Annotated in this window: 9 protein-coding genes; 5 read left to right on the forward strand and 4 right to left on the reverse strand. The window is 41.6% G+C overall.

Translation table 11 applies throughout. The annotated features are described in order from the left end of the window. Positions 1-22: 22 nt before the first annotated feature. Both QUE86_RS11315 and QUE86_RS11320 read left to right on the forward strand, forming a co-directional pair. Positions 23-1,705: a carbon starvation CstA family protein gene (locus tag QUE86_RS11315; protein WP_130049571.1), complete on the forward strand. Its 1,683-nt coding sequence runs from the start codon at positions 23-25 to the stop codon at positions 1,703-1,705. Positions 1,706-1,808: 103 nt separating this feature from the next. Next, entirely contained in the window at positions 1,809-3,332 is a 1,524-nt protein-coding gene (locus QUE86_RS11320; RefSeq protein ID WP_130049570.1) for a M17 family metallopeptidase, read from the forward strand. A 58-nt stretch (positions 3,333-3,390) separates the two neighbouring features. Here the strand turns inward: QUE86_RS11320 and QUE86_RS11325 are convergent, their stop codons facing one another. Together QUE86_RS11325 and QUE86_RS11330 are read right to left on the reverse strand one after the other, a co-directional pair. Continuing rightward, complete coding sequence (locus tag QUE86_RS11325; protein WP_286257273.1) at positions 3,391-5,028, reverse strand: methyl-accepting chemotaxis protein; 1,638 nt, start codon at positions 5,026-5,028, stop codon at positions 3,391-3,393. 149 nt (positions 5,029-5,177) lie between these two features. Beyond that, a complete protein-coding gene (locus QUE86_RS11330) occupies positions 5,178-7,403 on the reverse strand; it encodes a S9 family peptidase (RefSeq protein WP_239977651.1) in 2,226 nt (741 codons plus the stop codon). A gap of 112 nt (positions 7,404-7,515) precedes the next feature. Between QUE86_RS11330 and QUE86_RS11335 the strand changes: the two genes are divergently transcribed. Both QUE86_RS11335 and QUE86_RS11340 read left to right on the forward strand, forming a co-directional pair. After that, a complete protein-coding gene (locus tag QUE86_RS11335; protein ID WP_286257276.1) occupies positions 7,516-7,920 on the forward strand; it encodes an HIT domain-containing protein in 405 nt (134 codons plus the stop codon). A 63-nt stretch (positions 7,921-7,983) separates the two neighbouring features. Beyond that, positions 7,984-8,733, forward strand: coding sequence for a substrate-binding periplasmic protein (locus QUE86_RS11340; protein WP_130049566.1), 750 nt, complete (start codon positions 7,984-7,986; stop codon positions 8,731-8,733). A 74-nt stretch (positions 8,734-8,807) separates the two neighbouring features. On the opposite strand, the gene QUE86_RS11345 is transcribed toward QUE86_RS11340, so the two are convergent. Continuing rightward, on the reverse strand, positions 8,808-10,508 hold the full coding sequence (locus QUE86_RS11345) for a dipeptidyl-peptidase 3 family protein (RefSeq protein WP_130049565.1): 1,701 nt from the start codon (positions 10,506-10,508) through the stop codon (positions 8,808-8,810). Between the two features lie 271 nt (positions 10,509-10,779). Here QUE86_RS11345 and QUE86_RS11350 point away from each other — a divergent pair, with 271 nt between their 5' ends. Further along, a complete protein-coding gene (locus QUE86_RS11350; protein WP_058586211.1) occupies positions 10,780-11,622 on the forward strand; it encodes an HDOD domain-containing protein in 843 nt (280 codons plus the stop codon). Positions 11,623-11,685: 63 nt separating this feature from the next. On the opposite strand, the gene rdgC is transcribed toward QUE86_RS11350, so the two are convergent. Further along, complete coding sequence (gene rdgC, locus QUE86_RS11355; protein ID WP_130049564.1) at positions 11,686-12,594, reverse strand: recombination-associated protein RdgC; 909 nt, start codon at positions 12,592-12,594, stop codon at positions 11,686-11,688. Between the last annotated feature and the right edge of the window lie 81 nt (positions 12,595-12,675).

Consider the following 12,675-nt stretch of genomic DNA (forward strand, 5'->3'; position numbering starts at 1 on the left):
TAACTTAAAAAGAGAGATGACTATGCAATCGGTCGTAATCGTGCTGCTCGGAATAGTCGGTATGTTGTTCGGATGGTTCTTTTATTCGAAATTCATCGCCGAAAAAATATTTAAAATGGATGATAATTTTATCACACCAGCTCATGAACTTGAGGATGGTGTGGATTATGTGCCAACCAACAAAGTTGTGTTATGGGGCCACCATTTCACCTCTGTTGCAGGTGCTGCGCCAATTGTTGGCCCTGCGATTGCCGTATATTGGGGCTGGGTGCCTGCGGTACTTTGGGTGGTATTTGGTACTATCTTTTTTGCTGGTGTTCACGACATGGGGGCTCTATGGGCCAGTGCGCGTAACAAAGGCAAATCAATGGGCGCTTTATCTGAAAGCGTAATCGGTAAACGCACCCGTGCGTTATTTATGATTGTGGTGTTTTTAGTGCTGCTGATGGTGAATGCGGTATTCGGTGTGGTAATAGCCAAATCATTTGTATCACAGCCTAACGCGGTATTCCCTGCTTGGTCAGCGATTGTTGTGGCCTTAGTAATTGGCCAGTTGCTACGCCGTAAAGTGTCGTTAATTCCGCTTTGTTTAATCGGTGTAGCGATTCTTTATTATACCATTTACCTTGGTAGTAGCATGCCGATTGCGTTACCTGATGAGATGTTCGGCTTAAGTGCTAATGCGAACTGGATCATTATCTTATTTATTTATGCGGCTATTGCTTCATTATTGCCGGTATGGATGCTGTTACAGCCACGTGACTTCATCAACGGTATGCAGTTATTAGTGGGATTAGTGCTGCTTTATGGTGCGGTATTTATTTCAATGCCTGATATCACAGCGCCTGCGTTTAATACCCAAACGGCGGTAGATACACCAAGTATTATTCCATTGCTATTCGTGACCATAGCCTGTGGTGCGGTATCTGGTTTCCACGGTATTGTGTCATCAGGTACTAGCTCTAAGCAGCTTAATAAAGAAACTGATGGTCGCTTTGTTGGTTACTTAGGTGCAGTAGGCGAAGGTATGCTTGCGCTTATTACATTGGTTGCAGTAAGTGGTGTTGCACTTGCGGTATCACCAGAAGAATGGCACGAAATATACAGTCACTTAGGTGCCGGTAGTGTGAGCGCCTTCATTAATGGTGGCGCTAACTTAATTGAAAATGGTTGGGGTATCTCACAAGAAGTGGCATCAACCTTACTTGCTGTAATGGTTGTGTTGTTTGCGGGCACTACGATGGACTCTGGCGTGCGTCTGCAGCGTTATATCATCCAAGAGTGGGGCGATATTTATAATATCAGTATCATTCGTAACGGTATTGTAGCTACGCTAGTTGCAGTACTTAGCTGTTTATTACTTGCCTTTGGTGCTGGTGGTGCTGACGGTAGCGGCGGTATGATCATTTGGCCGTTATTCGGTTCGACTAACCAAATCCTTGCAAGCTTAACCTTACTGGTTATCTCGGTAATGCTAATTAAAGCGAATCGTCCGGCTAAATACACCTTGATCCCAATGAGCTTCGTATTAGTTATGGCGTTCTTTGCTGGTGTTATCAAACTTGGTGAATACTACCAACAAGGTAACTGGTTACTGGTGACACTTGATTTGTTAGTACTGGTAGTGAGTGTTCTGGTTATGCTTGAAGCTTGGTCTGTGATTGTTAAACATCGTAAAGATTCAACACAGGTTACAGAGCAGTAAACTTAGCTTGCCAGCCTTATAGTTAGCTATCTTACTTGGCTGGCAATAGCGCTCTAAATCAATGATAATAAGGTCCTATGTTTCTAACAGCAGGACCTTTTTTATGGCATACCCTCATGCAGTTGCAGCCCCTCAATTAGCGGATGCAGATCACGATGCATTGATTATTATCGGTGATGATTTTTCTTCTTTAGCGGACGCAAGCTTAAGCCAAGCTATTAACACTCAACAAGCTGTAGACGCGCGTATTGGCAAACAAGTAACATTACTTGTAGTTGACTCAAAACGTGTTATTTTAGCGCCTACAGGTCCTCTAAACCGTGATTATGATGATGTACGTCGTTACTTTGACGCGGCAAAGCAAGGTGTACTAGAAGCGAAAGCATCGGGTAGCACTCAGCCTGCTATTTTACTTGCAAATGTAAATCAAGACAGCCGTTACAAGCATGCCCTTGAAGTGGCGTATTTAGGTGCTTGCCAAGCGCTGTGGCAACCTCTTGAAGCACGTGAGTTCCACGGTCAGGCGATTGAACCAATCAGCCAAATTAGCCTAGTGGGCGCAGATGACGCGATGAGCAAAGCCCTTAATGCCATTGCAGCAGGTCAATACGCTGCACGTGACTTATGTGGTACAGAACCTGAGCGTATGGCACCACCTCGTTTTGCAGATTATTGCGTTGAGTTATTTGCAGGTAGTAAGGTGTCTGTAGAAGTGATTTCAGATATCAACACCATCGATAAAGATTACCCAATGATGAGCACCGTAGCACGCGCATCTTACGCTGTTGAGCGTCATCACCCACGAGTTGTAAAACTAGAGTATGTTCCTGAAGGCGACGTTGAGCGCACCTTAATGTTTGTTGGTAAAGGTTTAGTTTACGATACCGGTGGTGCAGACCTTAAAGTGGGTGGCTTTATGGCAGGTATGAGCCGCGATAAAGGCGGTGCAGCTTCGGTTGCAGGTTTTATGAAATCAGTGGCTGACTTTGCTCCTAAAGGCGTAAAAGTAATTGCTTACTTAGCCGTAGTTCGTAACTCAATTGGTTCTGATTGTTTCGTACCGGATGAAATCATTACCAGCCGTGAAGGTGTTCGTGTTCGTATCGGTAACACAGATGCTGAAGGTCGTTTAGCAATGGGAGACTTACTAAGCGAAATGAAAGATCGCGCCCTAAACGAAGTGAACCCTGAGCTATTCACTGTTGCAACTCTAACCGGTCACGCAGCACGTGCGATGGGTCCTTACAGTGCGTATGTTGAAAATGGTCCTGCTCGTGCAGCTAAAATTTCTCGTCAAATTGCTGACCTAGGCGATTTATGGGCTGATGGTGCAGAAGTATCACGCAGCCGCCGTGAAGATTATGACTTCATTCGCCCTCGCACGTTAGCTGACGATGTATTATCAAGTAACAATGCAGCTTCTGCAGTGACAGCTCGTGGTCACCAATTCCCAATGGCATTTTTAGCAATTGTTGGTGGTTTAGATAAACATGGCACTGAATCAGCACAACCATTACCGTATGTTCATATGGATATCGCAGGCAGTGGTGTAGAAGGTGGTGATTGGCAACATGGTAAGCCTACCGCAGCAACAGTAAGCAGCTTATTCGCTCGTTATTGTTTATAAGCTAAAAGCTATAAGTTTGAAAAGCCCCGCACAGCTGTGCGGGGCTTTTTTTGTGGTGTTAGTCGAGCTTGAAACGGTTAACGACATCACTTAACGCTTGTGAACTTTGTTTTAAGTTTTCACTGGCGTTCGATAGCCCTTCGGTATTCGACAGTGATTGCTCGGTTGATTGAGAAAGCTCATTAATCCGTAAGTTAACCTCATCTGCGGCGCTGGTTTGTTGCTCAGTAGCGCGGGCAATTTGGCTGTTCATATCTTTGATAATAGTGACAAGTCGCTCAATCTCACTCAGTGAACTATTTGCTTCACCTGCCTGTGAAACCGTTTCACTTGATAACTGTTGACTTGCTGAAACAGCATCAACAGCAGCTTGTGCGCCGGTTTGTAGTTTAGTGATCATGGCTTGAATTTCGTCAGTACTTTTACCTGTGCGACTTGCTAATGTACGTACTTCGTCAGCTACAACAGCAAAGCCTCGACCTTGCTCGCCAGCACGAGCCGCTTCAATAGCAGCATTGAGTGCCAGTAAGTTGGTCTGCTCAGCAATGCTACGGATAACATCAAGTACTGAGCCTATGTTGTTACTCTCTGCAGCGAGGTCGGCTGTTACCTTACTAACTTGTTCAATATTATGCGACAGGGTCTCAATGGCGGTAATGGTCTTGTTAAGAACCTGCTTACCCGCTTCTGCATTTTGCGCGGCTTCATTAGCGGCATGCTCAGCTTGATCGGCATTTTGACTGACATCGTGAATTTGATGAGTCATTTGTTCCATTGCGGTTGCTACTTGAGTCGAGCTGTCGTTTTGTAGCTCAATAAAAGAGTGATTTGTTTTACTGGCATCATCAACGCTATGGGCAAACTGATTTACTTGATCTGCATTGTGGGCAACATGTTTCAGTGACTCACGCATTTTTGCGGTGTACAAATTAAAGTAGCGCGATAAACGAGATACTTCATCATTGCCATTTTCATCAAGCTTTTGGGTTAAGTCGCCTTCACCTTGTGAGATGTCTTTCATCATGTCGGCTGCAAGTTGTGTCGGTCGAAGAATGCTATTGGCAATTAGGTAGCTTAGCGCAACTAGTAGGGCAATGATCACTAGCGCGGTAATAATCACATGATTACGTAGCGAAGAGAATGCCTCTTCAATGGTATCGATGTAGACACCAGAGCCTACAATCCATTGCCATTTATCAAAGCCTTTTACGTAGGCAATTTTATCAACTGGCTCGTCTTTACCTGGCTTTGGCCATTTATAAGGAATAAAACCTTCACCTTGTTTTTTGACAATATTAACCATGTTGACAAATAACGGCACGCCGTCTGGATCTTTACTGCCGGCTAGTGATTTACCATTTAATTCGGGCTTAAATGGGTGCATGACCATAACGGGTTGATAATCATTAATCCAAAAGTAATTGTTATCGTCGTAACGAAGTGCAGAAATTGTTTCGAGGGCTGCTTGTTTGGCTTGTTGTTCACTCAGCTTACCTTGCTCGAATAAAGCATAGTTATGCTCGATAATAGAGTGGGCAGACTCAACAAGGTTTTTGGTTTTTATGTATTGCTCTTGTTTTAGCGAGCTAAACTGCTGCATCAAACTTGAGACACTCAAAAATATTAAACCTATCACTACCACACTCACTAACATGGCGAGGCGCTGAAAGATCGTAAAACGGCGTAAGTAATTCATGTGTATTCCTTCGTCATGCTCTTAAGAGCAATGTATTAAGCGTAGCCAAAATAGGTCGAAAATCTAGTTAAATAGTAGAATACATTGAGACAAAAAAAAGGCTGATTTAACAATCAGCCTTTAGTCTAAGTTACCGAAATTAAAAGTGATTACTCAACGTTAAAGTGTCGGTTAAAGAAACTTGTGATAGTTTGGTGTAAGTGCGTTTGTACGCTTTTGCCACGTAAACTGTGTTTTGAGCCCGGGTAAGTCATCATTTCGAACTGCTTTTCTTGATCTTGCAGTTGTTTGAATAACTTAGTGGCATGAGTGAATAACACGTTATCATCAGCCATCCCGTGATAAATCATCAGCGGGCCTTTTAAACCTTCAGCATAAGGGAAAACAGCACTTGCTTCGTAACCTTTAGCATTCGTTGCAGGGTGACCTACATAACGCTCTGTGTAGTGAGTGTCGTAGAGTGCCCAATCAGTTACTGGCGCTCCAGAAACACCCGCTTTGAAGTAATCGCCCGCTTTAAACATGGTCATAAGCGCCATGTAACCACCGTAGCTGTGGCCATAAATGCCAATACGCTCAGGATCAACGTAATCAAGGGTACGTAAAAACTCAACGCCTTTGATTTGATCTGCTACTTCTGCAACACCTAAATGTTTATAAATTACGTCTTCAAATTTTTTACCACGGTTGTATGAACCACGGTTATCAAGTTGGAAAATAACATAGCCTTGTTGTGCCATGTACTGGAAGTACAAGTTTTTACTACGCCAGCTGTTCGTTACACGTTGGGCATGAGGACCGCCGTAAACGTTAACAATAACCGGGTGCTTTTTACCATCTTGGTAATTAGTTGGCTTGAATAAACGATAATGCATGATTTGCCCGTCTTCAGCCGTTAACGTGCCGTACTCTGGAGTGATTAAATCAGTTAGGTAAGGCGTTAATGGGTGTGATTTATCTAACTTGTTTTCTTCAAGCCAAGTGATAAATTCGCCATTAATTTTACGTAATGCCGCAGAGCCAGGCTTATTCACTGATGAGCTGTTATCGATAAAAGTTTTGTTATCTTTAGCAATTACTACATTGTGGTAAGCACCAAGCTCAGTTACGCGTTTAATTTCGCCTTTTTTGAATAGCGGTACGCTGTAAAGGTGGCTCTCGAGAGCTGTGTCTTTACGACCCGCAAAATAAACGATGCCTTTTTTCTCGTCGATACCTTTTAAGCTATCAACTACCCATTCACCTTGGGTGATTTGACGGATCATTTCACCGTTTGTGCGATATAAATAAAGGTGTTTAAAACCGTCGCGCTCAGATGCCCAAACAAAATGTTTTTTATCGTTTAAGAACTGCAAATCAAAGTGCAGGTTAATCCAAGTATCGCTGGTTTCTTTTAGGGCAACTGTTTGCTTTTTAGTTTCGCTATTATAAAAACGTAATTCTAAGTTATGTTGCGAGCGGTCTTGCCACTGGTAAGAAAGCGTTTTGTTATCCTTTAACCATTTAGCTCTGGCAATATAAATATCTTGCTCGTCGCCTAAATCAACCCAGTCGGTTTTTTGATTGTTGATGCTCACAACACCTAACTGGATTTTAACGTTGTCGGTACCAGTAAACGGGTAGCGTTGGTTGAAAAGCTTTACTTCATCAGCGTAAATTTCATTACGAATAGCTTCTTTTACTGGGCTCTCATCAACACGGGTATAAGCGATTTTAGATTCATCACCTGACCACCAGTAGCCAGTCATACGGCCCATTTCTTCTTGCGCAACAAACTCGGCCATACCATTTTTAATTACGCCGCCGCCATCTTTACTTAATTGGATTTCTTGACCCGTCTTTAAGTTAAGAGCGTACAGGTTTTGCTCACGAATAAATGACACATAGTGCCCTTTTGGTGAGAAACGCGCATCGGTTTCAAATGCTTCTGTGTCGGTTAATTTACGGCTTTTAGCTGAATTAAGCTCATAATAGTAAAGGTCGCCATTAAGCGGGAATAAAAGCGCTTTACCGTCTTTTGACCACTTATATTCTAAGATCCCTTTGCCGAAAATACGCTGGCGCTCACGGCGTGCTTTTTCTTCGTCAGATAAGTTTTCAGGGCCAGAAAATAGTGCTGCAGAATCAACTAATAGGCGGTTTTTGTTATCTTTTAAATTGTACTCCCATAAGTCGTAGCGGTTGTAATCATCCGTTTTACCTTGCAGGTAAGTTACACGACTGCCGTCTGGAGAAAATTTAAGTTGTACAGGGGCTTTGCCTGCTAAGCTTGGATCGTCAAAAATACGTTCAAGAGTGAGGGGGTCAGCGGTCACACTGAATGCTGTTGCCACGACTGGCAAAGCAAGTGAGAGAGATTTAATTTTTTTTAGCACAGGAGTACCTTCGCTCGAATAAAAACTGCAACGATGGTAATGGTAAGCTTAGTCAACTGCAACAAAATGCTATAAAGTAGGGTATGTTTACCCAATATCAAAGGATTTATTGATGAAAAATACTGACACGCCGTTTTCTTTGGCCCCAGAATTACAACACGACTGCATCGAACTTGCTGATTGGCCACTGTGTAAAGTATTGCTGATGAATGATAGCCAATACCCTTGGTTTATTTTAGTGCCAAGAGTCGCTGGTGTTAAAGAAATTATTGATCTTTCTGAAGAACTACAAATTACCTTATTACAAGAATCGGGCAAACTCAGTAAACTATTACAACAGGTATTCAACCCAGACAAACTAAATGTGGCGGCATTGGGTAACATGGTGCCGCAATTACATGTTCATCATATTGCACGTTTTACAGCCGATGCGGCTTGGCCAACACCAGTTTGGGGAAAATTACCCGCAGTGCCTTACACTGATGAACAAATTTCCGCATTAAAAGCGCATTTTTAAACTATTTGTTCTAGTAAGATTCGACTAAGCTAAATGAGTGATGCGTAAAGGGGTACAGAATAAATGAAACACACAGTGTTTGCCATGTTGCTTATTCTGAGCTCTTTTTCGTGTTTAGCAAAAAGCTATTACTTTGTTGGTAGTCATTTTCCTGCGATTTTAGAACAAGATCAGCAGGGCACAGTGGTTGGCTTAGGTGCCGATATTGCCCACGAAATTTGCAGGCGTTTAGGGCACGAGTTGGTTATCGATATCATGCCACTAAAACGCGCTTTAAAAATGGTAGAGCAAGGTCAAGCTGATGCCATTATAGGTCCTTACAAATCTATTATACGTCAGCAGTATATGCAATTTAGTGACTTACCTTTTTACGAAGACCCGATTGTTTTATATACCAAAAAGAACAATGATGTGACTTGGGTTGGAAACTTTGCCAGTTTACGAAAAGATATTATTGGTACCATTCGAGGTTGGAACTATGGTCCTGAATTTAAACGTAACGAGGCAAACTTATCGCTATCTGAAGTGGGTAATGTGCGGGCTAGTTTTTTACAGTTGATGCATAACCGAGTTGATTTAATACTTACCCATCCTCGCGCAGCAATGCCTGTGATCGAAAGCTTAGGTATCGATGATAAAGTCATAATGTTATCGCCGCCGGTGACGGTTAATCAGGGCTACTACGGCTTTAGTAAGCAACGCGAACTCGATGAATTTATTGAAGCTTTTAATACTGAGTTTCAAAAGATGCTGATCAACGGGGATATTGTAGAGCTAAACTCCAAATATGGTTTGAACTTCATCGCACACTAGTCGTGTTTTACTAGGGGTCAGGCAATAAAAAACGCTGCAATTGCAGCGTTTTTAATATTAAAGAAGCATTAACCTTAAAGGCCTAATACTTCTTTACCTTGTTTGAAAGTAACATCAACAGGGATGTTAGCTTGGCTTAGTTTTTCTAAGTCTTTAGCTAGTTCAGCTTTGATATCGCCATGAGTTGCGATTAGCTGATCAACTTTTTGGTAATCACCGTCACCTTGAATAGTAAGGATTAGGTTAGATAGTTTCTCCATTGCTTGACTCATTTTCTCCATGTTAACGCTGTATAAGCCGTCAGCATTTTTAGAGAAGGCGCCTTCTTCAGCGAAGAAGTTAAAGCGGATCATGTTCGCTTTACCGTGTGCGCTTGATGCACCAAAACGCACTGAGCGGAAGATACCGGCCATAAAGGTGATGTAGTAATCTTCTAATGTGCCCTCTGTGATCTCACCTTTCTTAAGCAATTGCTCAACCATGTAAAGACCTAAGATATCCGCTTTACCTTCTTCAAGGGCACTTGCATGCTCTTGGAGTGATTGGCGAACAGTTCCTTTACCAGTGATCGTGTTTTTAATACCTAAACCGTGCGCTACTTCGTGGAACATAGTGTTTGCGAAGAAAGCATCAAAGGTAATGTGTTTACGTTGTTCAGGAACAATTAACTGCTCTGAAATTGGCACTAAGATTTTATCGAATTTAGCGCGCATTGCGTTTTTAAGCTGTAAACGACGTGTGCCTTTTTCTAGCTGTACTTGTTCATCATTTGGCAGGTTGATAGCAATTGTTTTACTACCTGCATTTGAGTGGCCTGCGTAATACACAACATCATAAGCATTTAGGTCAGCATCAGAGCCAGGGACTTCTTGTTTGTATTTTTCGTCTACAGGTAAACCTTTTTGTAGCTCAGGTAAGAAAGCGGCAAATTTAGCTAAGCGCTCGCTCCATGCTAAATCTTTAATAAGTACATAAGATTCATACGCTGCACGGTAACCAAATAGTTGATCTTCATAAGTTTCGATAGGACCAATAACCACGTCAATTGGATTATTCTTCATATCCATCCATGCAAAATCAGAAGGTTGGAAGTCATCACTTACTAGTGCTTCTGCGCGCATGCTAAGATAGTTAGCGAATTCTTTGTCATCAGCAAGCGTACTTGCTTCACGTAACAAGTTAGCTGCTTTTTCAAGTTCTTGTGCGTACTCAACTGAGTAAGCCACACTGTAAAGCTGGCCTTTTTCGTCACGTTTTATCACCGAATAAAGACCTGTTTTGTCATCAACCGTTGCGTTGTTTAACTCTTCTTTAGTGATATCGCTTGGATAAAATTCAGCACCTAGTGGTTTTTCTTCATAGCCCGATAAGAAAACTTGGTCGCCGTTTAAGCGATCCCAAGGGCCATAGTTGATATCTGCAAACTTCTGAACTTTTTCATCATTAATTTTTGCAAGGAAAGCGTCTTTGTTATCACCAAATGCTTGACGCCAGAATAGCTCATCCATAATTTTTGATGCATCAATTAATTTGCCAACCATTTGCTTTTGGTTGTCACTTAAATGGCTTAGGTCAGAAGTAAGCGTGAAGTCTGTGTATATGTCTAAACGGCTTTTCTCTGCATTAATGAGTTGTGGGTTGTTTTGTTCAGTACTTTGTTTTGTTTGCTCTGCAGCAGGCTTAGTTTGAGAAGTGCTAGCTTGCTCGTCAGAACATGCGCCAAGAAAAACAGCACCTGATAAGATAAGTGCTTGGCTAATTTTATTTAATGTCATTTTTTTGCCCGTTAAAAAGTGAGAGTCATTGCTTAGAAAACGAAAAGTCTATGCATTAAAGCAAACCTGACATATATATGGCAAGTTTACTACGCTAGAAGCAATATTTATTTATGAGTTAGGAAGTTAAAAAATATAAAAATAGATAATTTCTGTGAATTTCTTAACTTTAGCGCTAAGTTAGACAATACTAAAACTATAACTAATCTAATAATGTCAGTCATTAGTCTGTCTTTGTTTGGGCGGGCTAATCCAAGAGGATGGCACACATATGTCAACAGAAAATGCATTACTGACCATATTGGTCGACAGAATAAATAACGACACTTTAGTGTTACCTACCTTACCGGAAGTTGCAGTAAAGGTTAGGCAAGCCGCGGATAATCCCGAGGTAAACTTGATGGATATGGCAGATGTCATTTCTCATGATCCAGCATTATCAGCACGAATGATCAAAGTTGCGAATAGTGCATTTATGGGGCGCTCAGTTAAAGTCACAAATCTACACCAAGCGGTAACACGAATTGGTCTACGTCAAATCAAAAACATTGCTACCGCAATGGCAATGGAACAGCTGTTTGTATCGCACAATGAGCTGATCAAAGGCTATATGGACAAGGCATGGCAAAAAACGCTTAAAGTAGCGTGCCACTCAATTACCTTAATGGACTTCTTTTTACGCAGAAACAAGCAAACCTCGCTTAATCGCGACACAATCACCTTAGCGGCATTAGTTTATAACATTGGTGTACTGCCAATTTTAACTGAAGCCGAAAAGCACCCAGAGGTGTTCGCAAACCCAAGTTTCCTTGCACATGCTATCCAAAAATTAGGTGGTAAAGTAGGTGGTGCAATTATGCGTGCTTGGGGCTTTACTGATGAGTTTGTAGAAGTTGCTGAAAGTTGGGCAAATCCAAACTATCGTCCAGAACATATCTGCTATGTTGATTTCATTCGTATTGGCGCAATTTTAGAAGGGATTTTACAGGTTTCTGATAAGTCTGCAGCATTACAAACCTACATGGATAAAGGCGTGATTGAATCACTTGATATGTTCAGTGAAGATGAATATCACGATATGCTTAACGAAGTAAAAGCGATTTTTACTGACTAATTTAAACAAAAAGCGCGACTTAGTTAGTCGCGCTTTTAGTGTTAATTAACCTAAAAGTTAATTTTATAAATCTTCCTTGTCGCCTAAGCCTTGAGTCAGCTCTTCTAGCATTTGCTTAATTTCTTCTGACGCTAAGATAAAGTCAGCATCAAGTTTTACTGCCATATCTTCTTTTGGAATGTCAGCGTTTTCTTCTTTTAGTGTTTCTGAGTAGCTTAAACGTTTAATCGAGCCATCGTTTTGCAGCATGAATTTGACGCGCTCTTGCCAATCAAGAGCAAGCTTAGTTACACGCTTACCATTTTCTAAATGAGACTTAACTTCGTCACATGATAAATCATGGCCTTTTAATTTAACCTGAGCGCCACTGTCATCTGCTTCTTCAAGTTCTGCATCGTTACCGATTGAAAAGCCTTCAGGCGTACTGAAATTAGTTAACCAATCAGTTAAAAATACATCTAAATCATAATTAGCAAATGCAGGTACGACAGGAAGTGTGCCAAGTGATTTACGAAGTAGGGCTAAAAGCTCTTCTGCTTTATTAAAGCTTGCGCTGTTAACAACAACCCAGCCATTCTTTTGGTCGATAAACGCAAACTGTAGGCTCGATTTTTTGAATGCTTGAGGTAGTAACGTGTGTAGAATATTTTCTTTTAGTTCGTCTTTTTCTTTTTTCTTAACTGGGCGGTTTTCTTCCGCTTCTATTTGCTCAACTTTTTCTGCAACCATTTCATTGATAACGGCAGCTGGCAGCACTTTTTCTTCACGCTTTGCGCATACTAAAATGCTGTCTTGAGAGAAGTGAGACAGGGTTTGCCCATGCTTACCAAACGCTTTTGTCCAACCAAAAGTTGAAAGCTCTTGGCCGGTACATGAACGAAACAGGTCTTGCTCTAGGGCTTTGTCGAAGTCTTCTTGAGAGTATGAAACGTCTTGTTTAAAACGGTAACAGATAAGGTTACTAAACCACATAATTAGGCTAATCCTTTCAATAAATTTGCCCAATCATAGCAATAAAAAACTGATGCCGAAATGAATCATTTCGGCATCAGC

Origin of the sequence: Pseudoalteromonas apostichopi (assembly GCF_030297135.1) — a bacterium.
GTDB classification, from domain to species: Bacteria; Pseudomonadota; Gammaproteobacteria; order Enterobacterales; family Alteromonadaceae; genus Pseudoalteromonas; species Pseudoalteromonas apostichopi.